This window comes from Streptomyces avidinii, assembly GCF_045161815.1.
Classification (GTDB): domain Bacteria; phylum Actinomycetota; class Actinomycetes; order Streptomycetales; family Streptomycetaceae; genus Streptomyces; species Streptomyces avidinii.
In genome coordinates this window covers 6763918-6789927 of the sequence record NZ_CP108863.1, presented here as the reverse complement: position 1 = coordinate 6789927, position 26010 = coordinate 6763918, and the positions used below count along the sequence as shown (strand labels likewise).

The window sequence follows — 26010 nt, the reverse complement described above, 5'->3', positions numbered from 1 at the left end:
CTACCCACCGGTAGAGAGCTCTGGCAAGCTGCCGCCCATGAACTCCGCCGCCACCGACCGCGCCCGGTACGACCGGGCGACCGCGCACCTGGACGCGCCGCTGGCCATCGTGGATCTCGACGCCTTCGACGCCAACGCCGACGATCTCGTCCGCCGCGCCGCCGGCAAGCCGGTCCGGGTCGCGAGCAAGTCGGTCCGGTGCCGTGCACTGCTGGAACGGGTGCTCGCCCGGCCCGGGTTCGCCGGGATCATGTCGTACACGCTCGCCGAGTCGCTCTGGCTGGCCCGGTCCGGGTTCGAGGACGTGCTCCTCGCCTATCCCTCCGCCGACCGCGCCGGCTTCGGCGAGTTGGCTCAGGACGCCAAGCTGGCCGGCGCCGTCACGGTGATGGTGGACGACCTCGCGCAGCTGGAGCTGATCGACGCGGCCCGGGACGGCGGCGCCGAGGAGATCCGGGTGTGTCTGGAGCTGGACACGGCGCTGCAACTGCTCGGCGGCCGGGTGCGGATCGGGGCCCGCCGGTCCCCGCTGCGCGAGCCCGCGGAGCTCGCCGGGCTGGCCCGCGCGGTGGCCGCGCGGCCCGGGTTCCGGGTCGTGGGGCTGATGGCGTACGAGGGTCATGTTGCCGGGGTCGGGGACGCGCTGGCCGGTCGGCCGCTGCGGTCTCGGGCGATCCGGCTGATGCAGGGCGCGGCCCGCAGGGAGCTGGCGGCCCGGCGGGCGGAGGTGGTGCGGGCCGTGCGGGCCGTCGTACCGGATCTGGAGTTCGTCAACGGCGGCGGGACCGGCAGTGTGCAGCAGACGGCCGCCGAGGACGCGGTGACCGAGATCGCCGCGGGTTCGGGCCTGTACGTGCCCCGGCTCTTCGACAACTACACGTCGTTCAGCGGGCGTCCGGCGGCCCTGTTCGCCCAGCCGGTGGTGCGCAGGCCCGGGGTGGGGGTGGTGACCGTGCTCGGGGGCGGCTATCCGGCCTCCGGTGCGGCCGGGGCGGACCGGCTGCCGGTTCCGTACCTGCCCCAGGGGCTGCGCTACGACCCCCAGGAGGGCGCGGGCGAGGTGCAGACCCCGCTGCTGGGGAGCCCGGCCGACGATCTGCTGATCGGCGACCGGGTCTGGTTCCGCCATGCGAAGGCGGGCGAACTGTGCGAGCGGTTCGACACCCTGCACCTGATCGAGGGCGATCGGGTCACCGACAGCGTGCCGACCTACCGGGGCGAGGGGCGCACCTTCCTCTAGTACACGGAGTCCGTCTGGTCGGGGACGACGCTCCGGTCGCCCCGCAGGACCGGTCCCTCGGTGCCGTCGTGGTCGACGTAGCCGGACGTCGCACACGGGTAGGGGTCGGTCTTCTGCTTCTTCGGCTCGATGAACATGGGGTTGACGATCCAGCGGCCGTCGCTGTTGTCGTAGGCCCGGCACATCAGCTCGTTCTTGTTGCGGTTGACGACGAGGCGCAGGGCGGTGGCGTCGCGCAGGAACGAGATGTCGGTGTCGGAGTCGCCGGCGGCGAAGACCTGGCGGCGGGCGGCGGGCTGGACCTTCTCGGCGGCCGCGCCCCGGACGCCGAAGATCTCCTTGTTGATCCAGCAGCGCTTGCCGTCGATGTAGGTGATCATCGTGTCGGCGCCGTCCCGGACGGATCCGCAGCCCTGGAGGTGGGGGGTGAACTTCCCGTCGTGGGTGGTGGTGTTGCGGATGCCGATGACGTGGTCGGCCTTGATGCCGATGCCCTGGGCCCAGACCTCGACGACCGGCTGCGGGGAGGCGGAGCTGATCCACACGTCGAAGCCGGCCTTCTGGAGGCCCTTGACCAGGTCCTTCTGCTGGTCGTAGTAGCGGACCCAGCCGGTGGCGGTGCCGCTGCCGACCCGCTGCGTGGCGCCGACGGGCGCGGCAAGGTTCTCGGTGCGGGCGGCGGCGGCGAAGCCGCGGACCTCGCGGGCGGTCCAGCCCTGCATCAGCTGGGGCAGCCAGGCGTACGAGGGTTCCGTGGTGCGGCGGTCCCAGCCGGCGAAGGCGGCGGCGCCGGTGCGGGTCGCGGCGGTGCCGTAGACGGCGTTGATCTCGTCGGCGCAGGCGGCTCCGGCGGGGGTGCCGGTGGGCAGCGGGGTGCCGGGGCGGGCGAGGGTGCCGCAGGCTCCGGCGAGGGCTTCGGTGGCGGCGGGGGTGAGGAAGCGGCTGGTGGTGGACCAGTCCCCGGCGGCGGGCTGGCGGATGCGGCCGCTCCGCAGCAGCCAGAACATGGTGGCGTCGCCGACGTCGTTCTTGACGACGGTGTTGTCCCAGTCGAAGACGGCGACGGGCTTGGTGCGGCCGGGCCGGTGGGGGTTGCAGTTGCCGTGGCGGTCGATGAGCTGCTGGAGGCGGGCCTGGTTGTCCCCGTACCAGCCGGAGCCGATGGTGACCCGGGCACAGGGTGTGTGCGCGGCCTGGGCCGGTGGGGTCAGAACGAGGCCGGATCCGGTGACCGCGAGGAGGGCGAGGGGGGCCGCCCACTTTCTCTGCATGCTGCTCCTTCGGGGAGGCATCGGGGGCTTCGGGCAAGGGAGCGGCCGGGCACCTTGCGGCGCCCGGCCGGCCGGGGTGCGGTTGCGGGGTGGGGCCTACAGCGGGGTCACGTACGCGCCGGAGATCCCGCCGTCGACGAGGAAGTCGGTGGCGTTGATGAAGGAGGAGTCGTCGCTGGCGAGGAAGGCGACGGCGGCGGCGATCTCGGTGGGCTCGGCGAAGCGGCCCAGCGGGATGTGGACGAGGCGGCGGGCGGCGCGCTCGGGGTCCTTGGCGAACAGCTCCTGCAGCAGCGGGGTGTTGACGGGCCCCGGGCACAGGGCGTTGACGCGGATGCCCTCGCGGGCGAACTGCACGCCGAGCTCGCGGGACATGGCGAGGACGCCGCCCTTGGAGGCCGTGTAGGAGATCTGGGAGGTGGCGGCGCCCATGATGGCGACGAAGGAGGCGGTGTTGATGATGGAGCCGCGGCCCTGGCGCTGCATGTAGGGCAGGGCGGCCTTGCAGCACAGGTAGACGGAGGTGAGGTTGACGTCCTGGACGCGCTTCCAGGCCTCCAGGCCCGTGGTCAGGATGGAGTCGTCGTCCGGGGGCGAGATGCCCGCGTTGTTGAAGGCGATGTCCACGGAGCCGTAGGTGTCGAAGGCGGTCTTGAAGAGCGCCTCGACCTCCTCGGGGCTGGTGACGTCGACCTTGACGAAGGTGCCGCCGACCTCCTCGGCCGCGGCCTTGCCGGCGGTCTCGTCGATGTCGCCGCAGACGATGTTGGCGCCCTCGGAGGCGAGGCGGCGGGCGGTGGCGAGGCCGATGCCGCTGCCGGCTCCGGTGATGACGGCGGTACGGCCGACCAGGCGGCGGCAGATGATCTCTTCGTTGGACATGGGGTTCAGGCCTCCGTGCTGATGAAGACGTTCTTGGTCTCGGTGAAAGCGGTGAGGGCGTCGGGTCCGAGCTCGCGGCCGAGTCCGGACTGCTTGTAGCCGCCGAAGGGGGTCCAGTAGCGGACGCTGCTGTGCGAGTTGACGGACAGGTTGCCGGCGGCGACGGCGCGCGAGACGCGCAGCGCGCGGCCGATGTCGCGGGTCCAGAGGGAGCCGGAGAGGCCGTACTCGGTCGCGTTGGCCAGGCGTACGGCGTCCTCCTCGTCCTCGAAGGGCAGGACGACGGCGACCGGTCCGAAGACCTCCTCGGCGGCCACGGGCGCGGTGGGGTCGACGTCCGTGACGAGGGTGGGCGGGTACCAGAAGCCGGGGCCCTCGGGGGCGGTGCCGCGGATCGCGGTGAGGTCGTCGGTGACGAAGGACCGTACGCGGTCCAGCTGGGCCCGTGAGATCAGCGGGCCCATCTGCGTCTTCTCGTCGAGCGGGTCGCCGACGGTGACGGCGGCGATGCCGGGGGCGACGAGCTCCAGGAAGCGGTCGTAGACGGAGCGCTGTACGAGGATCCGGGTGCGGGCGCAGCAGTCCTGGCCGGTGTTGTCGAGGAAGGCCATGGGGGCCGCTGCGGCGGCGGCTTCGAGGTCGGCGTCGGCGAAGACGATGTTGGGGCTCTTGCCGCCGAGTTCGAGGGTGACGCGCTTCACCCGGTCGGCGCACTTGGCCATGATCTGCTTGCCGACGCGGGTGGAACCGGTGAAGACGATCTTTGCGACACCGGGGTGTTCGACGAGTGCGTCGCCCGCGACGTCCCCGCGGCCGGGGAGCACCTGGAAGAGGTGCTCGGGGATCCCGGCTTCGAGGGCGAGTTCGGCGAGGCGCAGCGCGGTGAGCGGGGTGGTCTCGGCGGGCTTGAGGATGACGGCGTTGCCGGCGGCGAGGGCCGGGGCCAGGCCCCAGGCGGCGATCGGCATGGGGAAGTTCCAGGGGGCGATCACGCCGATGACGCCGAGGGGTTCGAGGAAGGTGACGTCGATGCCGCCGGCGACGGGGATCTGGCGGCCGGCGAGCCGTTCCACTCCCCCGGCGGCGAAGTCGAGGAGGTCGCGTACGTTGCCGGCTTCCCAGCGGGCGTTGCCGATGGTGTGGCCGGCCTCGCGGACCTCCAGTTGGGCCAGTTCCTCGATGTGGCCGTCGACGACCGCGGCGAAGCGGCGCAGCAGCCGGGCCCGGTCGGCGGGGGCGGCCGCCGCCCAGGCGCGCTGGGCGGCGGCGGCGCGGGCGACTGCGGCGTCGACGTCGTCCCGTGTGGCGGCCGGGACGACGGCGACGGTTTCCTCGGTGGCCGGATTCAACACGCTCAGATTGAAGGGGGCCAGCGCATCGGACACGTGATGCCTCTCAGATTCGTTCGGTGGCGCGCGAGTGCGTGTGGTGGCTACAGCCGTTCGAAGGAGCGGCGCAGCTCCCAGTCGGTGACCGCGGAGTCGTACGCGTCGAGTTCCACGCGGGCCATGTTCCGGTAGTGCGCGACCACTTCGGGGCCGAAGGCGGCCTTGGCGATCTCGCTGTTCTCCCAGAGCTCGGCGGCCTCGCGCAGGGTGGCGGGGACGTGGGCGTAGTCGGAGGTGTACGCGTTGCCGCCGCAGGCCTCGGGGAGCTCGAGGCGGTGCTCGATGCCGTAGAGCCCGGCGGCGACCAGGCCGGCGACGGCGAGATACGGGTTGACGTCGCCGCCGGGGAGGCGGTTCTCGAAGCGCATGGAGCGGCCGTGGCCGACGACCCGCAGCGCGCAGGTCCGGTTGTCCACGCCCCAGGCGACGGCGGTCGGTGCGAAGGATCCCGGCCGGAAACGCTTGTACGAGTTGATGTTGGGGGCGTAGAGAAGGGAGAAGTCGCGCAGCGCGGCCAGCTGGCCGGCCAGGAAGTGTCGCATCACCGGTGACATTCCGCCCGGCCCGTCACCGGCCATCGCGTTGCGTCCGTCAGCGTCGGCCAGCGAGAGGTGAATGTGACAGGAGTTGCCCTCGCGCTCGTCGAACTTGGCCATGAAGGTGAGCGAGACACCTTCCTGGGAGGCGATCTCCTTGGCTCCGGTCTTGTAGACGGAGTGCTGGTCGCAGGTGGTGAGCGCCTCGTCGTAGCGGAAGGCGATCTCGTGCTGGCCGAGGTTGCACTCCCCCTTGGCCGACTCGACGATCAGGCCCGCGGCCTGCATCTCGTTGCGGATCCGGCGCAGCAGAGGTTCGATGCGGCCGGTCCCGAGGACGGAGTAGTCGATGTTGTACTGGTTCGCGGGGGTCAGGTCGCGGTAGCCCGAGTTCCAGGCCTGCTCGTAGGTGTCCTGGAAGACCATGAACTCCAGCTCGGTGCCGACCATCGCGGTGTACCCGGCCTCGGCGAGGCGCTCCAGCTGCCGGCGCAGGATCTGCCGGGGCGCGGCGACGACGGGCGAGCCGTCGCTCCAGGCGAGGTCGGCGAGAAGGAAGGCGCTGCCGGGGTTCCAGGGGATGCGGCGCAGGGTGGCGAGGTCGGGGTGCATGGCGAAGTCGCCGTAGCCCCGGTCCCAGGAGGACATCTCGTAGCCGTCGACGGTGTTCATGTCGGTATCGACGGCGAGGAGGTAGTTGCAGCCCTCGGTACCGTGCTCGAGGACCTCGTCGAGGAAGAACTGTGCGGCGAACCGCTTGCCCTGGAGCCGCCCCTGCATGTCGGGGAAGGCCAGGACGACTGTGTCGATCTCACCACTGGCGACGAGGGAGCGGAGCTCCTCGGGCGCGAGCGGCGGCTTGCGGTCTACCACTGGAATCTCTCCTTCGGTGAGCCGAGGAGGCCTAAGGTATTGAATAGAACCATTGCTTGGGAAGGGGAGGAGCCAAGATGACCGACACGGCGAGTGAAGGCGACGCGATCGCGCGTCTGAATCCCGTGCTGCGCCAGGTGCGCGCGGGCAACGGTTTCGAGGAGGCGCTGGAGCAGATCCTCCAGGTGGTCCGGCTGGGTCTGGTGCCGGGCGGCGAACGCCTGCCGCCGGAGCGCGAGCTGGCGGAGCGGATGGGGATCAGCCGGGTCACCCTGCGCGAGGTGCTGAAGGTGCTCCAGGACCAGGGCCTGGTGGAGGCCCGCCGCGGGCGGTACGGCGGAACGTTCGTGCTGCCCCGCCCCGACACCCCGGCCGGCGGCGCCGAGGAGGAGCTGCGCCGGCGCGTCGCGGGCGTGGACATCGAGGACGCCCTGCGGTTCCGCGAGGTCCTGGAGGTGGGGGCGGCCGGACTGTGCGCTTCCCAGGGGCTGACGGCGGAGGGCTCCGAGCGGCTGCTCGGCGCCCTGGCCGCCACCCACGACGCCCCGCTCGCCGACTACCGCCGCCAGGACACGCTCTTCCACCTCACCCTGTGCGAGCTGGCCGGGTCCGCCACCCTGACGGCCCAGTACGCGGCCGTCAGGGCCACCGTGAACGACCTGCTGGACTGCATCCCGCTGCTCGTGCGGAACCTGGAGCACTCACAGCAGCAGCACAGCACCCTGGTGGCGGCGGTGCTGGAGGGCGACGCGGCCGGGGCGCGCGAGACCATGCGCGAGCACTGCTGCGGCACGGCGGCACTGCTCCGCGGCTTCCTGGCCTGAGCGGCTCCGGGGGCGGCCGGGAGGGTTTCGTAACCTCTGTTTAACGCAGAGGTCTTGCGCACTCCACTCCACTAAGGCAAAGGTACGCCCCACAACCATTGCCCTAGGCAGGAGCGCACGATGGCCGACGACATCGAGGCACGGCTCGCAGCCGTACCCGCACCCACCACGTCCCCCGACGGCGGGGACGGCACCGACGAGTACCTGGCGCGCCGGACGCTGCGCCGCGGCAGCGCCGGCTGGCTGCTCCTCACCGGACTCGGCGTGGCCTACGTCGTCTCCGGCGACTTCTCCGGCTGGAACGTCGGCCTCGACAAGGGCGGCTTCGGCGGTCTCGCCATCGCCACCGTCCTCATGGGCGCCATGTACGCCTGCCTGGTCTTCTCGCTCGCCGAACTGTCCACCATCCTGCCGACGGCGGGCGGCGGCTACGGCTTCGCGCGCCGCGCCCTGGGCCCCTGGGGCGGCTTCCTCACCGGCACCGCCATCCTCATCGAGTACATCCTGGCCCCGGCCGCGATCGTCATCTTCATCGGCGACTACGTCGAGTCCCTCGGGCTCTTCGGCCTCACCTCCAGCTGGCCGGTCTACCTCGGCTGCTTCGTCATCTTCATCGGCGTCCACCTCTGGGGCGTCGGCGAGGCGCTGCGCTTCAGCCTCGTCGTGACCGCGATCGCCGTCGCCGCGCTGCTGATCTTCGCGGTGGGGGCCCTCACCGAGTTCGACGCCTCCGGCCTCAACAACATCCCGGTCGACGCCGACGCCTTCGGCTCGAACTCCTGGCTGCCGCTGGGCCTGCTGGGCATCTGGGCCGCGTTCCCCTTCGGCATGTGGTTCTTCCTCGGCGTCGAGGGCGTACCGCTGGCGGCCGAGGAGGCCAAGGACCCGGTCCGCTCGATGCCGAAGGCCCTCTCCATCTCCATGGGCATCCTCGCCCTGCTCGCCCTGATCACCTTCTTCGCCGCGACCGGGGCCCAGGGCGCCGACGCCGTCAAGGCCGCCGGCAACCCGCTGGTCGTGGCCCTGGAGGGGGACGGCGGCCCGACCGCGCTGAGCCGCTTCGTGAACTACGCGGGCCTGGCCGGCCTGGTCGCCTCCTTCTTCTCCCTCATCTATGCGGGATCGCGCCAGCTGTTCGCCCTCTCCCGGGCCGGCTACCTGCCCCGCTTCCTCTCGCTCACCTCGAAGCGCAAGGCGCCGTACCTGGGTCTGATCATCCCCGGCGCGATCGGCTTCGCCCTGGCCGCGGCCACCGGTGACGGAGCCCGCATGCTCAACATCGCGGTGTTCGGCGCCACCATCTCCTACGCCCTGATGGCGCTGTCGCACATCGTGCTGCGCCGCCGGGAGCCGGACCTGGAGCGTCCGTACCGCACCCCGGGCGGGATCCTGACCTCCTCGGTGGCCTTCACGCTCGCCCTGTCGGCCCTGGTCGCCACCTTCCTGGTGGACAAGGACGCCGCGTTCATCGCGCTCGCCGTGTACGCCGTCGCCCTGGCCTACTTCGCGATCTACAGTCGGCACCACCTGGTGGCCTCGGCCCCGGAGGAGGAGTTCGCGGCTCTGGCGGAAGCCGAGGCGGAACTGAGCCGTGACTGAAACCCTGTTCCTGCCCTGCCCTACCCCCTGCTGGAGGTAACGAACGTGCCCAGGCCGCTCATCGGCATCACCACCTACGTCGAGGATTCCACCCGCTACGGGGTGTGGGACCTCCCGACATCCCTCGTACCGACCGGGTACTACGAACTCGTCCAGGCGGCGGGCGGCGCGGCCGTGCTGCTCCCGCCGGACGAACCCGGGTCGGCGGCGGAGGTGCTGAGCCGGGTGGACGGCCTGGTCGTCGCGGGCGGCCCGGACCTGGACCCGGTGCACTACGGAGCCGCGCGCGACTCCCGTACGGGCGCTCCCGCCACGGTCCGCGACCACTGGGAGCTGGCCCTGATCACGGCAGCACTGGAGGCGGACCTGCCCGTCCTCGGCATCTGCCGGGGCATGCAGGCCCTCAACGTGGCCCTCGGGGGCACGCTCATCCAGCACATCGACGGCCACTTCGAGACCCCGGGCGCCACCTCCTGGCACCCGGTCCGCCCGGTCCCCGGCACCCGGTACGCGGACCTGGTGCCGCAGGAGGCGCAGGTCCCGACCTACCACCACCAGGCCGTCGACCGGCTCGGCCGCGGCCTGGTCGTCTCGGCCCACGCCGTCGACGGCACGGTGGAGGCGATCGAACTGCCCGACCCGGAGCGGTGGGTGCTGGGTGTCCAGTGGCACCCGGAGCGGGACACGGACACCCGGGTGATGTCCGCCCTGATCGAGGCGGCCTCCGTCCGCACCGCGGTACCGGTGGGCTGACCCCGGCCCCGCGGCCCGGCCCCGGCCCCGCGGCCCGGCCGCGACCCGGCGGCGGCCCCGCGCACGATTGGCCGGGCTCCCGCCGGGCGCGCAGGCTGGAAGGATGCGGACCGGGCCGAAGGGCACGGCAGCCCGCCCGGCGGCCGGGTTCCTGGAGAACCCGATCGTCGGAATGGCGCCGTGGATCATCTTCTCGCTGCTGGTCGGCCCGGGACGGTTCGAGCTCGCGGTCGTGCTGGCACTGCTCGCGGCCGTCGCGCTGATCGCGGTGAGCCGCCTGGTCAACCGGGGCACGTCCTGGAAGCTGCTGGAACTCGCCGACGTGGTGTTCTTCGCCTCCATGGCCGTCGTCGGGCTCCTGGCGAGCGAGGGCACACGGCGCTGGCTGGAGACGTACGCCGGCGAGGTCTCCAACATCGCGCTGGCCGTGATCGCCTTCGGCTCGATGGCGGTGCGGATGCCCTTCACCCTGCAGTACGCCCGCGAGCAGGTCGATCCGTCGCTCTGGCACACCCGGGGCTTCCTGCGCACCAACTACATGATCACGGGCGCGTGGGGCGTCGCGTTCCTGGTGGCGGCCGCCGCGGGCGCCTACGGGGACCTCGTCCTGCACAACCCGAACAACATCTGGACCGGCTGGATCATCCAGGTCCTGGCGATCGTCGCCGCCCTGAAGTTCACCGTCTGGTATCCGGACGTCGTCCGCGCCCGCGCCGCCCGCGCGGCCGCCGGGAAGGAACCCGAACCGACGAACTGGGCCGGTCTGCTGCTGCCCCTGGCGGGCCTGCTGATCCCGATCGGGATCGCCGTGCTCGTCTTCGACAACATGTGGTGGCTGGGAGTCGCCCTGATCGTCGCGGGCTCGCTCCTGACGAAGGCCCTCGGGTCGCGGAGCGGCCAGGAATCCACCTGACGCCCTCCGCGACCGGTCCCTCGGCGCGACGCCGGTCAGTGGCTGTCAGCGGTCACCGGTGGCTGCCAGTTGCATCAGTGGCTGAAGACGACCGACCGGAGCTCCAGCCGCTCCGAACCGCGGCCCGTGAACGGCCGCAGGGTGAAGTAGTCGCCCTCGCAGTCGGGCCCGGTGAACACCGTGGCCGTCGCGTCGGTCCGGTTGCGCGGCGAGTGGGCGGGCGCGCCGGCCCCCGGGTCCTGCACCTCCGGCAGGGTGAAGCACTCCCGGCCCACCGGGTTCTCGATGACCCCGACCTGCGGGCTGCCGTCGAGGCCGATGTACGTGTACCGGAACTCGCCCGTCGCGGCCGAGGCCGACGTCGGTACGGTCAGCAGGAGGGTGAAGGCGCCGAAGGCGGCGACGGCGGCGTTGCGAAGTCGCATCAGGTGTTCTCCTCGGGAGAGCCGAAACGTGCAGGCACCACCTTTCCCGCAGTGCCCCGGCCGACCACCGCCGAATCGATCCCTCCTCGCCCGATCGGCCCAGCCGGGCCCAGGCCGTCTCTTTCGGATCTTGCGGGCCCGGCAAGATCCGAAAGAGACGGCCTAGAGGCGCCGGTGCGTCAGGGACAGCAGGTCACGTGCCGGGCCCGCGGGGCGGGAGCCCGTCGGCCAGACCGCCCGCAGGGCCCGGTCGAGGGCCGCGCCCACCACCGGGACCTCCACCAGCCGCCGCCCGCGCAGTTCGTCCCCGACCGCCAGCTCCGACAGTACGCACGGCCCCGCACCGCTCAGCGCCGCCGCCTTCACCGCGGTGGTCGACGCCAGTTCCAGCAGCGGTACGGCCACCCCGCCGGCCGGGGCCAGCGCCGCGTCCAGGACCTGGCGCGTCCCGGAGCCCCGCTCACGCAGGATCAGCGGGGTCGAGGCCAGTTCCGCCGCCTCCACCCCCCGGGCCCGGCGCGCCCACGGGTGGCCCGGAGCCACCGCCACCACCAGGCGGTCCTGCGCGATCACCGCCGAGTCCAGGCCCTCGGGCACGGTCAGCCCCTCCACGAAGCCGAGGTCCGCCTCGTGCGCGACGACCCGTTCGGCGACCACCGCCGAGTTCCCGGCGTGCAGGGACACCGCCGTGTCCGGCCGCTGCCCGCGCAGGGCGATCAGCCAGCCCGGCAGCAGGTACTCCGCGATGGTCATGCTGGCGGCCACCCGCAGCCGCGAGTCCCGCCGCCCCCGCAGCGCCTGCGCCCCCGCGTCGAAGGCCTCCGCCGCCTCCACCACCCGCCGGGCCCAGTCGGTGACGAGCGCGCCCTCCGCCGTCAGCGTCGAGCCGCGCGGGGAGCGGTCCACCAGGGCCACCCCGAGCCGGGTCTCCATGGCCCGGATCCGGCTGCTCGCGGCGGGCTGGGTGATGCCCAGCCGCCGGGCCGCGCCGCTCAGGCTGCCGACCCGCGCGACCGCGAGCAGCAGTTCCAGCGCGCCCAGGTCCGGTACCCGGTGCGCCAGCGGAACCCACTCCTCATTACCCATAACATCAGTTTATGGCCTCATAGGGAGATGGCCTCTGCCGCCCCGTCCTCCCCGGCGCGAGGCTGGGTCCATGGCCACCACCCTCGTGCGATCCCGCACCCCCCTCACCCCCGCAGTCCGGGCCCACAAGGCCCCCGCGCTGCGGCACCTCGGCCCCAACTGGTACGCCTGCGTCATGGGCACGGCGATCGTCGCCAACGCCGGCGCGACCCTCCCGTACCAGCTCCCCGGCCAGCGCGTGGCCTGCCAGCTCGTCTGGGCGCTGTCCGCCGCCGTTCTCGCCGTGCTGCTCACCGCCCGCGCCGGGCACTGGCTCCACCACCGCGACCAGGCCCGCGCGCACCTCCTGGACCCGGCCGTCGCCCCGTTCTACGGGTGCCTCTCGATGGCGCTGCTGGCCGTCGGCGGCGGCACCCTCATCGTCGGCAAGGACCTCATCGGGACCGGCGCCGCCGTCGCCGTGGACGCCGTGCTCTTCACCGCCGGTACCGCCATCGGCCTGGTCATGGCCGTGGCCGTGCCCTACCTGATGGTCGTACGGCACAAGGTGGAGCCCGGGCAGGCCACTCCCGTCTGGCTGCTCCCCCTGGTCGCTCCCATGGTCTCCGCCGCCGTGGGCCCGCTGCTGATACCCCACCTGCCGGCCGGTCAGCCCCGCGAGGCCCTGCTGCTCGCCTGCTACGCCATGTTCGGCATCAGCCTGCTCGCGACCCTGTTGATGCTCCCCCTGATCTTCGGGCGCCTGCTGGTGGGCGGTCCGCTGCCGCTGATCCTGACCCCCACCCTGTTCCTGGTCCTCGGCCCCCTCGGCCAGTCCACCACCGCCGTCAACCAGCTCGCCGATGTCGCCCCCCAGTCGATCGACGGCACCTACGCGGGCGCACTGGGCGCCTTCGCCGTGATCTACGGGGTCCCCGTGATGGGTTTCGCGCTGCTGTGGCTGGCCCTGGCCGTGGCCATGCTGGTCCGGGCGGCCCGGGGCGGCATGGGGTTCGCGATGACCTGGTGGGCCCTGACCTTCCCCGTCGGCACCTGCGTCACCGGCGCCACCGGCCTGGCCCACCACACCGGCCTGACCGCCTTCGCCTGGCTCGCCACCGCCCTCTTCCTCGCCCTGCTGACCGCCTGGCTCCTGGCGGCGGCCCACACCCTGCGCGGCCTCTTCAGCGGTCGGCTGCTCGCCGGCTAGGCCGTCTCTTCCGGATCTTGCCGGGCCCGCGACGCCCGGCACCGCACCCGGCCGCGTTGTCGGTGCGCCCGAGTACGTCCAGTACAAGGGCGCCCCTCCGCCTTGCCGGGCACGGCACCGGACGCCGCGGACTCGGCCGACAAGATCCGAAAGAGACGGCCTAGCCGACCTGGAGGTCGTAGGTGACCGAGACGGAGAAGGATCCCGCCGAGCCCTCGACGGTCAGGGGGCCCGAGTCCCAGACGGGCCCCAGCCGCACCCACAACCCGCAGCCGTACGTGGTCACCGTCCCCGCCTTCCGGGTCAGCGGGTTGCCCTCGACACCCTTGATCCGGATGGTGGTGGGCTCGATGCGCTCCACCGCCACGTCGGTCCGGCCCCACACGACGGTGCCCTGCGCCTCGGCCAGCCGCGCCGCGCACTCGGCCTTCGTACCGATGAAGTTGAGCACCGGAAGGACCACCGGCCGCCCCTTGGGGATCGAGCACCTGCGCTCGGCCCGGCCTCCGAAGGTGCCCGCGAGGTACCAGGTGTCGGCGGGCTGGTTCTCGGCACAGAAGCTGCCGTCCGGGTCGGCCACCGGATTGGAGCCGGCCGGACTGGAGGCGGCCCAGCTCCACCACCGGCTCTGGAGCTCGCCGGTGCTGAGCTCGCCGATGCCGGGCGGCGGCCGGCGGGGGTCGGCCTCGGGGGCCGCGCAGGCTCCGGCCAGCAGGGCCGTCGCCGCAAGCAGAATTAATGATCTTCCTCTACGCATCCCCGGAGGGTACGTCGCTCAGCGGGCCGCGCGCAGGGCCTTCGCCAGCAGCTGCGGGGCCTCGGCCAGGGAGGGTCCGTACCAGGTGAGGTGGCGGCCGCCGACCAGGGCGGCGGGCAGGTCCGGGAAGGCCTCCGGACCGTCCTCGGCCGTGAAGCGGTACGGCTCGTCCGGGAGCACCACCAGATCGCAGCCGGCCGCCGCGAGCTCCTCCAACGGCACCCGGGGGTACCGCTCCGGGTGTCCGGCGTAGACGTTACGGATCCCGAGCCGCGCCAGCAGGTCCCCCGCGAAGGTGTCCCGGCCCAGCACCATCCACGGCCGCCGCCAGATCGGTACGAAGGCGGTGCGCACGTCGGCCGGCTCCACCGCGGCCCATGCGCGCTCCGCGTCGGCCAGCCATCCCGGCCGCGCCAGACCCAGTACCCCCACGAGCACCCGGTCCAGCTCCCGCAGCGCCTGCGGCAGGTCCCGGACCTCGGTGACCAGCACCTCCACCCCGGCCGCGCGCAGCGCCGCCAGGTCGGGGGCCCGGTTCTCCTCCTCGTTGGCGATCACCAGGTCGGGCCGGAGCTCCGCGATGCGCCGCACGTCGGGATTCTTCGTCCCGCCGATCCGCACCGCCTCCCCGAGGTCCTCCGGGTGCGTGCACCAGTCGGTGACCCCGACCAGTGCTCCCGGCGCGCTCACCGCCACCGCCTCGGTCAGCGAGGGCACCAGCGAGACGATCCGCCGCACGCCGCTCAATGTCCCGGCGACGGGGGCTCGGAGGTCGCGTGGATGTGCTCGCCGACCGCGACGACCAGGATCCGGGTGTCCTCGGTGACCGCCCGCCAGCGGTGGCGCACTCCTCCCGACAGGAACAGCGCGTCCCCGCTCTCCAGCCGGTACGCCCGGCCCTCCGCCTCGACCTGGCAGGCGCCCTCGACGACGTACATCAGTTCGTCGTTGCGGTGCTGGTACTCGCGTCCGGCGTCCTGGTCCCCGGTGAACTCCATGGCGTGCAGCTGGTGGTGCCCGCGCACGAGGGGCCGTACGCCCGGGATAGGGGTGAGACCGGAGGCGTCACCGGCCCGGACGAGGTTCACCGTGCGCGCGGTGTCGGAGGCGGCCAGCAGTTCGACGGCCGTGGTCTCCAGCGCGTCCGCGACCCGCTCCAGGGACCGCATGCTGGGCCGGGCCCGCTCGTTCTCTATCTGGCTCAGGAAGGGCACCGACAGGCCGCTGCGCGCCGACACGGCGGCGAGCGTGAGGTGCAGCGCGCGGCGCCGCTTGCGCACGGCAACGCCCACCCGCAGCGGCTCCTTGCCGTCCTTGTCCCTGCTCTTGTCGTCCCTGTCGTTCGGCTTGCCGTTCAGGCCGTCCGCGCCGGTCGTGCCGTCCGTGCCATCGGTGCCGTCGGTGCCGTCCCTGTCGTTCATGTCGGGGCTGCCCTCCCCATGTCTGTCGCACATCGGTGTGCTGTAAGCACCTTACGCAGCAACCGCCTCCGGTTTCGCCCGCACGGGTCTTCCCGTACCGGTGCGCTCACTGTCCGTCGCGGGGCGGGGTGTCCCGGCGGCCGAGACATCCGCCGCGGTGCGTTGCGGCATCATCGACTCCGTGACGACACGACGCCTGATGCTCCTGGACACCGCCTCCCTCTACTACCGCGCCTACTTCGGTGTGCCGGACTCGGTGAAGGCACCCGACGGCACCCCGGTCAACGCCGTGCGCGGCCTGCTCGACTTCATCGGCCGACTCGTCCAGGACCACCGGCCGGACGATCTGGTGGCCTGCATGGACGCCGACTGGCGGCCGCACTGGCGGGTGGAACTGATCCCTTCGTACAAGGCCCACCGGGTCGCCGAGGAGACCGAGAGCGGACCCGACGTCGAGGAGACCCCCGACACCCTCGCCCCGCAGGTCCCGATCATCGAGGCGGCGCTGGACGCCTTCGGCATCGCCCGGGTGGGCGTCGCCGGATACGAGGCGGACGACGTGATCGGTACGCTAACCGCCCGCGCTGGAGGACCGGTGGACATCGTCACCGGTGACCGCGACCTCTACCAGTTGGTGGACGACGCCCGCCGGCGCCGCGTCCTGTACCCGCTCAAGGGCGTGGGCACCCTCCAGGTGACGGACGAGGCGTGGCTCCGCGAGAAGTACGGGGTGGACGGTCCCGGTTACGCGGACCTGGCGCTGCTGCGCGGTGACCCGAGCGACGGCCTGCCGGGCGTCCCCGGCATCGGCGAGAAGACGGCCGCCAAACTCCTCGACGCCTACGGCGACCTGGCCGGGATCATCGCGGCGATCGACGACCCGAAGTCGAAGCTGACCCCCACCCAGCGCAAGCGGCTCGACGAGTCCCGGCCGTATCTGGCGGTGGCTCCGAAGGTGGTCCAGGTGGCCTCGGACGTCCCGCTGCCGGCATTCGATCCGGCCCTTCCGAGCGCCCCGGCGCAGCCCGAACTGGTGGATGCGCTAGCCCATCGGTGGGGTCTGGGAGGCGCTGTCGCTCGCCTGAGCAGCGTGCTGCGCCCGTGAGGTGATAACTTAGGTAAGGCTAAGTTTCATGGAGGCAGGGGAGTCACCGTGGCAGAAGGACGCGCCCGCACCGTCGGCACCGCCGTCGTCGTACGCACCGAGCGGCTTTCGCCGCACATGGTGCGGCTCGTGCTGGGCGGTGAGGGCCTCCGGGAGTTCGGCGTGGGCGAGTACACCGACCATTACGTCAAGCTGCTGTTCGCGCCGGCGGGCGTGACCTACCCCGCCCCGTGGGACCTTGAACGGATCCGCGCCGACTTTCCCCGGGCGCAGTGGCCGCGCCAGCGCGCGTACACGGTACGGAGCTGGGACCCCACGCACCTGGAGCTGACCCTCGACTTCGTCGTTCACGGCGACGAGGGCCTCGCCGGCCCCTGGGCGGCGCGGGTCCAGCCGGGCGAGCTCGTACGCTTCCTCGGCCCGGGCGGCGCCTACGCCCCGGACCCGGTGGCCGACTGGCACCTCCTGGTGGGCGACGAGAGCGCGCTGCCGGCGATCGCCGCCGCGATGGAACGGATGCCGGCGGGCGCGCGGGTCCACGCCATCGTGGAGATCGACGGCCCGGACGACGAGCTGAAGATCGCCACCCCGGACGGCCTCGTGCCGATCTGGCTGCACCGTGGTGACCGCCCGGTCGGCGAGGCGCTCGTGGAGGCGGTCACCTCCCTGGAGTTCCCCTCCGCGGACGTCCACGCCTTCGTCCACGGCGAGGCCGGCTTCGTCAAGGACCTCCGCCGTCACCTCCGCATGGAGCGCGGCATCCCGCGCGAACGGCTGTCGATCTCGGGCTACTGGCGCCTGGGCGAGACGGACGAGGGCTGGCGCGCGATCAAGCGCGACTGGAACGCCTCGGTGGAGGCCGAACAGGAGCACCGCGCAGCCGCGTAAAGGTTTCGCCCCGCCCGCCGCAACCACCCCCGCCCCTCCCACCCGGCCGCACCGGCGCCCCCTCGGCCCGCCGGCGTTCGAGGCGCGGGGGCCCGGGGGCGGGGCAGCGCCCCCGGCAACGGCGCCGCGCGCTCCACGCCCCCCGGCAGGACAATGGCTCCATGCGTACGCTCCCGTCGCTCGGGGCAGCAGGGGCCGCGGTGCTCCTCACCGCGGCGGCCGGCTTCACGGCCACGGCCGCGCCCACCCCGCCCCCCGCCCCGAAACCCCAGATCACGGACGCCGCCGTCGACAAGGCCGTCGCCCGCCTCGACCGCACCGTCGAGGACATGATGCGCCGCACCGGCGTCCCCGGCGTCTCCGTGGCCGTCGTCCACGACGACAAGGTCGTCCACATCAAGGGCTACGGGCTGCGCAGGACCGGCGAGAGCGCCAAGGTCGGCCCGGACACCGTCTTCCAGATCGCCTCGCTGTCCAAGCCCGTGTCCTCCACGGTCGTGGCCGGCACCCTCACCGACCCCGCCGAGTGGGACAGCCGCACCGAGCTGCCCGGGTTCTCCCTCAAGGACCCCTGGGTCACCGACCACGTCACGACCGCCGATCTGTTCTCCCACCGCAGCGGCCTTCCCGACCACGCCGGCGACCTGCTCGAAGACCTCGGCTACGACCAGGCGTACATCCTCGACCACCTGCGCCTGGAACCTCTGAGTCCGTTCCGCGCGAGCTACGCCTACACCAACTTCGGCCTCACCGCGGCTGCCGAGGCCGTCGCCCGCGCCCAGGGCACCAGCTGGCAGAAGCTCAGCGCGGACACCCTCTTCAAGCCCGCCGGCATGACCCGTACCAGCACCGAGTTCTCCGCGTTCGTGGACGCCCCCGACCGCGCCGCCACCCACGTCAAGAGCCCCGACGGCACCTGGAGCCCCCGCTTCGTCCGCGACCCGGACGCCCAGGCCCCGGCCGGCGGCGTCAGCTCCACCGCCACCGACATGGCCCGCTGGCTGCGCCTGCAACTGGCCGGCGGCACCCTCGACGGAAAGCGGATCATCCCCGCCGACACCCTCGCCCGCACCCACCTGCCCGAAATCGTGTCGCAGCCGACCAACGCCATCGGCACCACCAGCTTCTACGGTCTGGGCTGGAACGTCGGCTACGACAGCGCCGGCCGCCTGCGCCTGAGCCACTCCGGCGCCTTCGAGCTCGGCGCCAACACCAATGTCACCATGCTCCCCCTGGAGCAGCTCGGCATCGTCGTACTGACCAACGGCGCCCCCGTCGGCCTGCCCGACGCCGTGGCCCTGGACTTCTTCGACTACGCCGAGCACGGCAAGGTGTCCACCGACTGGCTCGCACTGGCCGGCTCCGCCTACGCCAAGGCCCTCGAACCCCCGGGCGGTTCGACCACCGACTACGCCCACCCGCCCGCCGGCGCGAAGCCGGCCCGCGACAGCGCCGCGTACACCGGCAGCTACGACAACCCCTACTACGGCAAGGCCACCGTGACCGCCGACGACAAGGGCGCGCTCACCCTCGCCCTCGGCCCGAAGCCCCTGCGCTTCCCGCTCACCCACTACGACGGGGACACCTTCAGCTTCGTGACTGCGGGCGAGAACGCGGTCGGCCGCACCGGGGCGATCTTCGCCGACGGCACCCTGCGCATCGAGTACCTCGACGCCGAGCACCTGGGCACCTTCACCCGGCCCTAGGCCGTGCCGCATAGCCTGTCCTGCAATGAGACGCAAAGCCCCGCCACCCCCCTCGCCCCTCCCCCAGCGCGCCGGCATCGACCCGGTCCGGCTGCGGCTGCCGCCCGACCCGGAGGGGGCGTGGCCGGATCTCGGCGACTACCTCGCCGCGCGCTACGCCGGCACCCGCGGCGCCGACTCCGTCGCCCGTCTGCTGGCCGCGGGGCGGGTGCTCGGCCCCGGCGGGCAGGTGCTGCGCGCCGGGGATCCGTACGAGCCGGGCGCCTACCTCTGGTTCCACCGGGACATCGAGCCGGAGCCGCGGGTGCCGTTCCCGATCTCCGTCGTCCACCGGGACCCGCACCTGCTGGTCGTGGACAAGCCGCACTTCCTGGCGACCACCCCGCGCGGCAGCCACATCACCGAGACCGCCCTGGCCCGCCTCCGCGAGGAACTGGAGCTGCCCGAGCTCAGCCCGGCGCACCGCCTGGACCGGCTGACGGCGGGGCTGGTGATGTTCAGCATCCGGCCCGAGGACCGCGGGGCCTACCAGCTCCTCTTCCAGCGGCGCGAGGTGCACAAGGAGTACGAGGCCCTCGCACCCCACGATCCGGCGCTCGCCCGCACCCTCCCGCGCACCGTCCGCAGCCGGATCGAGAAGGCCCGCGGGGTCATCGCGGCGGTCGAGGTGCCCGGCGCCGAGCCCAACGCCGAGAGCCTCGTCGAATGCGTCGAGGCGCGGGAGGGGCTGGCCCGCTACCGGCTGACCCCGCACACCGGCCGTACCCACCAGCTGCGCGTCCACATGAACAGTCTGGGCCTGCCCATCCTGGGCGACCCGGTGTATCCGCAGGTCACGGATCCGGCCCCGGACGACTACCGCCGGCCCCTGCAACTCCTGTCCCGGGTGCTGGCGTTCACCGACCCGGTGACCGGAGCCGCGCACCGCTTCGAGAGCCGCCGCACCCTCCAGGCCTGGGACGACCGCACGGGCTGGGAGGCCGGAGCCGGAGGCTAGTGCTGTGACCGGAAAGGTTTGCCGGGTCGCGGCGTCCGGTGCATGGGGTCTCCCCAGGCCCGCAGGGCCTGGGGGAAGCATCGCAAGGCGGAGGGCCGCGGGCCGTACTGGACGTACTTCCGTGGTCCGACAACGCGGCGAGGTGCCGTGCCGGGCGTCGCGACCCGGTGGACCTTTCCGGTCACAGCACTAGCCAGGGCCTACGGGGTGTCCCGGGGGGAGGCCGACGCCCGCGATCCGCAGCGCCGCGTCGGCCGTGGCCTCGGCGAAGGCCACCACCGGCCGCGCCGGATCCGCGCGGTGGACCAGCATGACGCCCTCGATGAGTCCGAAGACCAGGTCTCCCCGGAGCGTCAGCCCCGCCCGGTCCCCGGCCAGTTCGGCGCCGACCCGGGTCCCGGCGAGCAGCACCCGGTAGGCGTCCTTGAGTTCCCGGCGCATCCGGTGGAACCGTGTGAAGCGCGCACCGCCCACCTCGGGCAGCAGATAGAGCGCCCCCAGGTTGTAGGGTCCCCCGCACAGCAGCAGCACATCGGAGCGGCACAGCTCCCACAGCCGCCGCGCGGCGGACCGCCCGCCGTCGGCGAGCAGCTGCCGGGCCAGCACCAGCGAGGGTGCGACGGTGGACTCCAGCAACTCGGCGAGGAGTTCCTCCTTGCCTCCGAAGTAGTGGTACATCGTGGCCTGGCGCATCCCGGCCCGTTCGGCGACGGCCCGGGTGGTGGTCGCCGCGTATCCCCGGGCGGTGAAGAGCTCGGCCGCCGCGCAGAGGAGTTCCTCGCGCGGCGGCCGGCCGCTGTCCGGTCTCAGCCGGTCGGCACGTGGCCGACCGACCCGTTTCGGACCATCGCCCGCTCCCCCACTCATGACATCGATCGTCGCACAGAGCACGCCGATACGATCATGGCAAGAGATCAGATCAAGCCGGTCCCGCTCTCGGAGGAAGGCCCAAATCCGCCTAGCCGACGGAGCTGTAGGCCACTACTCCCCGAAGCAGCGCGTCCACGGCCTTGCGGGCATTGCGGGCCACCGTGCTCCCGCTGTCCCCGGAGGCCGCCGGAGCGGCCGCCGCGACCTGCCCGAGCACGTCGATGACCTGCTTGCACCAGCGCACGAAGTCACCGGCCGGCATCTCCGCCTCGCGCAGCACCTCGTCCAGACTCTTGTCGGAGGCCCACTGGTACACCGCCCACGCGAAGCCGAGGTCCGGCTCGCGCTGGCCCACGCCCTCCGCCTGGTTGATGCGGTGCTCCTCCTCCAGCGCGTCGAGCCGGCCCCAGATCCGGACCATCTCCGCCAGCGCCTCCTTCGCCGCGCCGCCCGGCACCTTCGGTGCGACCGCGTCGTCGGACTGGCGTGCCTCGAAGACCAATGCCGATACGCAGGCCGCCAGTTCGGCCGGGCTGAGGCCCTCCCACACCCTGGCCCGCAGGCATTCGGAGGCCAGCAGGTCCAGCTCCCCGTACAGCCGGGCGAGCCGCTTGCCGTGGACGGTGACCTCGTCCTCGCGCAGGTAGTCCAGCTCGGTCAGCAGTGCGTGGATCCGGTCGAAGGTGCGGGCGATGGTGTTCGTCCGGCCCTCGATCCGCCGCTCCAGCTGCTGGGTGTCCCGCTTGAGCCGGTGGTAGCGCTCCGCCCAGCGGGCGTGGTCCTCGCGTTCGTCGCAGCCGTGGCAGGGGTGCGCCCGCAACTCGCTGCGCAGCCGGGCGATCTCACGGTCGTCGGCGGCCGCGGCCCGGCCGCGGCTCCGCCGCTCCGGCGCGATGTGCCCGGCCTTGGTCCGCAGTTGGGACGCCAGGTCCCGGCGGGACTGCGGCGAGCGCGCGTTGAAGGTCTTGGGGATCCGCATCCGGTCGATGGCCTCGACCGGAACCGGGAAGTCGATCGCGGCGAGCCGCTTGACCTGCCGCTCGGCGGTGAGCACCAGCGGGCGCGGGCCCTCGGCGTACTCGTGCCCGCGGTGTCCGTTGACCCGTCCGGCCGGCACGCCCGGGTCCAGGACCAGCGCGAGCCCGGCGAACTTGCCCGTCGGTACGTGGATGATGTCGCCCGGCTTGAGCTTCTCCAGCGAACCGGCCGCCTGCACCCGGCGCTGCGCGGCGCCCTGCTTGGCCAGGTCCGTCTCGCGGTCCTTGAGGTCACGGCGCAGCTGCGCGTACTCCTCGAAGTTCCCCAGGTGGCAGGTCATGCCCTCCTGGTAGCCCTCCAGGCCCTCCTCGTTGCGCTGCACCTGCCGGGAGATCCCGACGACCGAGCGGTCGGCCTGGAACTGCGCGAAGGAGGTCTCCAGCAGCTCGCGCGAGCGGTGCCGCCCGAACTGGCTGACCAGGTTCACGGCCATGTTGTAGGACGGCTTGAAGCTGGAGCGCAGCGGATAGGTACGGGTACCCGCGAGCCCGGCGAGCCCCGCCGGGTCCATGCCGCGCTGCCAGAGCACCACCGCGTGGCCCTCGACGTCGATGCCGCGCCGCCCGGCCCGGCCGGTCAGCTGCGTGTACTCGCCGGGGGTGATGTCGGCGTGCTGCTCGCCGTTCCACTTGACCAGCTTCTCCAGGATCACCGTGCGCGCGGGCATGTTGATGCCCAGCGCCAGGGTCTCCGTGGCGAAGACGGCCTTGACCAGGCCGCGTACGAAGAGCTCCTCCACGACCTCCTTGAAGGTGGGCAGCATGCCCGCGTGGTGCGCGGCGATGCCGCGCTCCAGCCCTTCGAGCCACTCGTAGTACCCGAGGACGTGCAGGTCCTCGGTGGGGATGGAGGCGGTGCGCGCCTCGACGATCTCGCGGACCTTGAGCCGCGCGGATTCGTCGTTCAGCCGCAGGCCCGCGAAGAGGCACTGCTGGACCGCGGCCTCGCAGCCGGCCCGGCTGAAGATGAAGTTGATGGCGGGCAGCAGCCCGTCATTGTCGAGGCGGGCGATGACCTCGGGGCGGGACGGGGTCCAGATCCGGCCGCGGGAGCGCCGCTCGCGCTCGCGGTCGGCCTCGCGGACCATCTTGCCGCGCCGCCGGTCCTTCGGACTGTAGGTGCGGCTGTTCTCCTCGCGCGCCATGCGCAGCAGGTCGGGATTGACCTCCCGGCGCGCGGAGCCGCGGCCGCCGTGGTCGGACTCCTCCTCGAAGAGGTCGTAGATCCGTCGGCCGGCCATGACGTGCTGCCACAGCGGTACGGGCCGCTCCTCGGAGACGATCACCTCGGTGTCCCCGCGCACGGTGTCCAGCCAGTCGCCGAACTCCTCGGCGTTGGACACGGTGGCCGAAAGGGAGACCAGGGTCACCGACGCGGGGAGGTGGATGATCACTTCCTCCCAGACGGCCCCGCGGAACCGGTCGGAGAGGTAGTGGACCTCGTCCATCACGACGTAGCCGAGGCCGAGCAGCGACTGGGAGCCCGCGTACAGCATGTTGCGGAGCACCTCGGTGGTCATCACGACCACCGGTGCCTCGGAGTTGACGCTGTTGTCGCCCGTCAGCAGGCCCACCTTGTCGGCGCCGTAGCGCTTGACGAGGTCGGCGAACTTCTGGTTCGACAGGGCCTTGATCGGCGTCGTGTAGAAGCACTTGCGGCCCTGCTGGAGGGCCAGGTGCACGGCGAACTCGCCGACGATGGTCTTGCCCGAACCGGTCGGGGCGGCGACGAGGACGCCTTTGCCGGCCTCCAGCGCCTTGCAGGCTTCGACCTGGTACGGGTCCAGATCGAATTCGTACATCTCGCGGAAGGGGGCCAGGGCGGAGGCCTCTTCGGCGGCGCGGATCCGGGCAGCGGCGTACCGCTCGGCGGGTGAGAGTTCTTCGGTCATCTTGCTGTCGAGCCTACCCGCCACCTCTGACAACAGTCGCGATCATTTAAGTGAGCAGCCGGACGGCCCGGGGAACGCACTCGGCGGTCACCGGCAGCACCCCCATTGGCTCGCCGTCCGCGTACGCGGTCAGGCCCGCCGCCGCCAGGGTGATCTTCCGGGCCCGGTGGACGGTCACCTTCGGGTGGCCCAGGTGCCGGCCCCGGTAGACCTGCGGGAACACCTTGAGCAGGGTGGTCCGGCTGCAGTCGCCGACCACCGTGATGTCGAAGAGACCGTCGTCGGGCACGGCGTCCGCGCAGATGCGCATGCCCCCGCCGTAGGAGGAGCCGTTGCCGACGGCCACCAGCGTGGCCTCGGTCTCGATCACCGGGCCGTCGTCCAGGGTGATCCGGTACGGGAACGGCCGGAAGGCGGCCAGCTCCGCGATCATCGCCAGGTCGTACTTGAAGCGGCCGGCCGGCAGCCGCATCCGGTTGCCCCGGTCGTTGACCCGCGAGTCGAAGCCGGAGCACAGCACGGTCCCGAACCACTGCGCACGGTCGGCGCCGCCCACCCGGCCCAGGTCGATCTCCCGGACGCGGCCCTCCTTGACGGCTTCGGCGGCCAGCCGTCCGGCCCGGGCCGGCTCCCGCACGGGCAGCCCCATCGCCCGCGCGAAGTCGTTGCCGGTGCCCACCGCGACCACCCCGAGCGGCACCGGGGTCCCCGCCAGGGCCTGGAGCGCCAGGGAGACCATCCCGTCGCCGCCCACCGCGATCACCGCGGCGGTGCCCTCACGGACGGCGGTGGTCAGCCGGGCCAGCGCGTCCGGTGCGTCGGTGCCCACGACGGTCCGTACGGAGAAACCGGCCGCCCGGACAGCAGAAGCGGCCGGCTGCGCGGCGTGCGCGCCCCGGCCGCGTCCCGCGGTGGGATTGACGAAAAGGGTGACCTCGTGACTCACCCGGGGGAATGTACCGGAGCCCCCTCCCGGAGCTTCCCCCCTGGGGACTCCTCCCGGCGGCGGCCGCGGGCGTGTCCGTCAGGTGGCGTCGTCGTATCCGTTGACCCGCTGGCGTCCGCCGTCGGCCTGCTCGGGCAGGGCCGCGGGGGCCGGGACCGAGTCCAGCGCGCCGATCGGCGCCGGGGTGAGGTCCAGCTCGGAGGCCTCGTCGTCGCTGAGCCCCGCGTCGGGGTCGTTGCGCCGGCGCCTGCGGTCGTTGAGGAGGCAGAGTCCGAGAGCCGCGAAGTAGAGGGCCACGATGGGCAGGGCCAGCGCGAGCATGGTCGGCGGGTCGCCGGTGGGCGTCGCGAAGGCGGCGAAGATCGTGATGCCGAGGACCATGCCCCGCCACCAGCTCGCCAGCCGCTTGCCGGTGAGCACACCGGTGAAGTTCAGCAGGATCAGCAGCAGCGGCAGCTCGAAGGCCAGGCCGAACACGATCACCATGCGGGTGACCAGGTCGAGGTAGTCGTCGACCGGCAGCAGGTTGCGCGCGTGGTCGGGGGTGAACTCGAGCATGATCGTCGCGGTCTGCGGGAGGATCTTGTACGCGAGCACCGCGCCGGTCAGGAACAGGGGCGCTCCGACGGCGACGAAACTGCGCGCGTACTTCTTCTCGTGGCTGTGCAGCCCGGGCGCGGCGAACGCCCACAGCTGGTAGAGCCACACCGGTGCGGAGAGCACCACACCGGCCATCAGCGAGACCTTCAGGGCGATCGAGAACGCCGAGATGAGGCCGTTCACGGTCATGTCGGCGCAGGGGCGGCCGTTGCGCTGGGTCACCACACCGTTGGTGCAGCCGACGGAGTCGAGCATCGGCTTCAACAGGAAGTTGATGATGTCCCGGTAGAAGAAGGCGGCGACGATCGTGATCACCAGGATCGCGATGACCGACTTCAGCAGGCGGTTCCGCAGCTCACGCAGGTGCTCGACGAGAGGCATCCGCCCTTCGGCGTCCTTCGCCTGTCGTTCCTTCTTCTCCTGCTTGCGGGCAGAGTTGAGCAACCCACGTCCCTTGTCTCGTTGCAGATGACTGGCGTGTACGGCGGGTGTCAGCCCTGGGCGGTGCGGTTCGGCTCGCTGACCGGACGGGAGCTGCTGACGTCACCGGGCGCGGCCTGGATGGTGCGCGGGGCGACCGGCTGCTGCGCGGACTGGTCCGCGGCGGGGGTGGCGGTGGCGGCCTCGTCGCCCTCGCCGTCCTTCTTCATGGCCTTGGCCTCGCTCTTGAGGATGCGGGCCGATTTGCCGAGGGAGCGGGCCATGTCGGGGAGCTTCTTGGCACCGAACAGCAGGATGATGACGCCGACGATGACGAGGATTTCCCAACCCCTGAGGTTGCCCATAGAAGTCTTCCTTTTCTCCGAGGTTCA

General features: G+C 72.3%; 24 protein-coding genes. 10 read left to right on the top strand and 14 right to left on the bottom strand.

Features of this window, described 5'->3' with window-relative positions:
• The first annotated feature begins 37 nt into the window (after positions 1-37).
• Positions 38-1240 carry an amino acid deaminase/aldolase gene (locus OG373_RS30635; RefSeq protein ID WP_405441564.1) on the top strand — a complete coding sequence of 401 codons (1203 nt, stop codon included), beginning with the start codon at positions 38-40 and terminating at the stop codon, positions 1238-1240.
• Here the strand turns inward: OG373_RS30635 and OG373_RS30630 are convergent.
• From OG373_RS30630 to OG373_RS30615, 4 genes are all read right to left on the bottom strand, one after another.
• The gene (locus tag OG373_RS30630) at positions 1237-2511 is read right to left on the bottom strand and encodes a haloacid dehalogenase-like hydrolase (protein WP_405441562.1); all 1275 of its coding nucleotides are present in this window, start codon (positions 2509-2511) and stop codon (positions 1237-1239) included. The genes OG373_RS30635 and OG373_RS30630 overlap by 4 nt on opposite strands.
• 96 nt (positions 2512-2607) lie before the next feature.
• Positions 2608-3393 (bottom strand): 3-oxoacyl-ACP reductase, encoded by a 786-nt coding sequence (locus OG373_RS30625; RefSeq protein ID WP_052877158.1) that lies wholly within the window; start codon positions 3391-3393, stop codon positions 2608-2610.
• 5 nt (positions 3394-3398) lie between these two features.
• Positions 3399-4778: an aldehyde dehydrogenase family protein gene (locus OG373_RS30620; RefSeq protein ID WP_405441560.1), complete on the bottom strand. Its 1380-nt coding sequence runs from the start codon at positions 4776-4778 to the stop codon at positions 3399-3401.
• Positions 4779-4825: 47 nt separating this feature from the next.
• Positions 4826-6190 carry a glutamine synthetase family protein gene (locus OG373_RS30615; protein WP_405441559.1) on the bottom strand — a complete coding sequence of 455 codons (1365 nt, stop codon included), beginning with the start codon at positions 6188-6190 and terminating at the stop codon, positions 4826-4828.
• Between the two features lie 77 nt (positions 6191-6267).
• Between OG373_RS30615 and OG373_RS30610 the strand changes: the two genes are divergently transcribed.
• The 4 genes from OG373_RS30610 (at position 6268) to OG373_RS30595 (ending at position 10279) form a co-directional block, all read left to right on the top strand.
• Positions 6268-7014 carry a FadR/GntR family transcriptional regulator gene (locus tag OG373_RS30610; protein ID WP_397737962.1) on the top strand — a complete coding sequence of 249 codons (747 nt, stop codon included), beginning with the start codon at positions 6268-6270 and terminating at the stop codon, positions 7012-7014.
• Positions 7015-7134: 120 nt separating this feature from the next.
• Positions 7135-8613 carry an ethanolamine permease gene (gene eat, locus OG373_RS30605; RefSeq protein ID WP_405441557.1) on the top strand — a complete coding sequence of 493 codons (1479 nt, stop codon included), beginning with the start codon at positions 7135-7137 and terminating at the stop codon, positions 8611-8613.
• Between the two features lie 45 nt (positions 8614-8658).
• Positions 8659-9366, top strand: a complete 708-nt coding sequence (locus OG373_RS30600) for a gamma-glutamyl-gamma-aminobutyrate hydrolase family protein (protein ID WP_397737958.1) — start codon at positions 8659-8661, stop codon at positions 9364-9366.
• A gap of 103 nt (positions 9367-9469) precedes the next feature.
• The gene (locus tag OG373_RS30595) at positions 9470-10279 is read left to right on the top strand and encodes a hypothetical protein (protein ID WP_405441556.1); all 810 of its coding nucleotides are present in this window, start codon (positions 9470-9472) and stop codon (positions 10277-10279) included.
• 74 nt (positions 10280-10353) lie between these two features.
• Here the strand turns inward: OG373_RS30595 and OG373_RS30590 are convergent, their stop codons facing one another.
• Entirely contained in the window at positions 10354-10704 is a 351-nt protein-coding gene (locus tag OG373_RS30590; protein WP_405441555.1) for a hypothetical protein, read from the bottom strand.
• A 162-nt stretch (positions 10705-10866) separates the two neighbouring features.
• A complete protein-coding gene (locus OG373_RS30585) occupies positions 10867-11790 on the bottom strand; it encodes a LysR family transcriptional regulator (RefSeq protein WP_397737952.1) in 924 nt (307 codons plus the stop codon).
• 70 nt (positions 11791-11860) lie between these two features.
• Here OG373_RS30585 and OG373_RS30580 point away from each other — a divergent pair, with 70 nt between their 5' ends.
• Positions 11861-12979 carry a TDT family transporter gene (locus OG373_RS30580; RefSeq protein WP_405441552.1) on the top strand — a complete coding sequence of 373 codons (1119 nt, stop codon included), beginning with the start codon at positions 11861-11863 and terminating at the stop codon, positions 12977-12979.
• Positions 12980-13139: 160 nt separating this feature from the next.
• Here the strand turns inward: OG373_RS30580 and OG373_RS30575 are convergent, their stop codons facing one another.
• Genes OG373_RS30575 through OG373_RS30565 form a run of 3 tightly spaced genes read right to left on the bottom strand, consistent with a single transcriptional unit; the run spans position 13140 to position 15028 of the window.
• Entirely contained in the window at positions 13140-13736 is a 597-nt protein-coding gene (locus tag OG373_RS30575) for a signal protein (protein WP_405441551.1), read from the bottom strand.
• Between the two features lie 18 nt (positions 13737-13754).
• Complete coding sequence (locus OG373_RS30570) at positions 13755-14474, bottom strand: helical backbone metal receptor (protein WP_405441550.1); 720 nt, start codon at positions 14472-14474, stop codon at positions 13755-13757.
• A 5-nt stretch (positions 14475-14479) separates the two neighbouring features.
• Positions 14480-15028, bottom strand: a complete 549-nt coding sequence (locus OG373_RS30565) for a helix-turn-helix domain-containing protein (RefSeq protein WP_397738041.1) — start codon at positions 15026-15028, stop codon at positions 14480-14482.
• A gap of 328 nt (positions 15029-15356) precedes the next feature.
• Between OG373_RS30565 and OG373_RS30560 the strand changes: the two genes are divergently transcribed.
• The 4 genes from OG373_RS30560 to OG373_RS30545 all read left to right on the top strand — a co-directional run bounded on the left by OG373_RS30560 (position 15357) and on the right by OG373_RS30545 (position 19853).
• The gene (locus OG373_RS30560; RefSeq protein WP_397738039.1) at positions 15357-16262 is read left to right on the top strand and encodes a 5'-3' exonuclease H3TH domain-containing protein; all 906 of its coding nucleotides are present in this window, start codon (positions 15357-15359) and stop codon (positions 16260-16262) included.
• A gap of 48 nt (positions 16263-16310) precedes the next feature.
• Complete coding sequence (locus OG373_RS30555) at positions 16311-17150, top strand: siderophore-interacting protein (protein ID WP_405441548.1); 840 nt, start codon at positions 16311-16313, stop codon at positions 17148-17150.
• A gap of 161 nt (positions 17151-17311) precedes the next feature.
• A complete protein-coding gene (locus OG373_RS30550; RefSeq protein ID WP_405441547.1) occupies positions 17312-18856 on the top strand; it encodes a serine hydrolase in 1545 nt (514 codons plus the stop codon).
• A gap of 25 nt (positions 18857-18881) precedes the next feature.
• Positions 18882-19853 (top strand): pseudouridine synthase, encoded by a 972-nt coding sequence (locus tag OG373_RS30545; RefSeq protein WP_405441545.1) that lies wholly within the window; start codon positions 18882-18884, stop codon positions 19851-19853.
• A gap of 189 nt (positions 19854-20042) precedes the next feature.
• Here the strand turns inward: OG373_RS30545 and OG373_RS30540 are convergent, their stop codons facing one another.
• From OG373_RS30540 to tatA, 5 genes are all read right to left on the bottom strand, one after another.
• Entirely contained in the window at positions 20043-20720 is a 678-nt protein-coding gene (locus OG373_RS30540) for a helix-turn-helix domain-containing protein (RefSeq protein ID WP_405441544.1), read from the bottom strand.
• A 91-nt stretch (positions 20721-20811) separates the two neighbouring features.
• The gene (locus OG373_RS30535; protein ID WP_405441542.1) at positions 20812-23652 is read right to left on the bottom strand and encodes a DEAD/DEAH box helicase; all 2841 of its coding nucleotides are present in this window, start codon (positions 23650-23652) and stop codon (positions 20812-20814) included.
• A gap of 46 nt (positions 23653-23698) precedes the next feature.
• On the bottom strand, positions 23699-24598 hold the full coding sequence (locus tag OG373_RS30530) for a diacylglycerol kinase (protein ID WP_405441540.1): 900 nt from the start codon (positions 24596-24598) through the stop codon (positions 23699-23701).
• A 78-nt stretch (positions 24599-24676) separates the two neighbouring features.
• Positions 24677-25642, bottom strand: coding sequence for a twin-arginine translocase subunit TatC (gene tatC / locus OG373_RS30525; RefSeq protein WP_405441539.1), 966 nt, complete (start codon positions 25640-25642; stop codon positions 24677-24679).
• Positions 25643-25689: 47 nt separating this feature from the next.
• On the bottom strand, positions 25690-25983 hold the full coding sequence (tatA, locus tag OG373_RS30520) for a Sec-independent protein translocase subunit TatA (protein WP_397737934.1): 294 nt from the start codon (positions 25981-25983) through the stop codon (positions 25690-25692).
• Positions 25984-26010 lie beyond the last annotated feature (27 nt).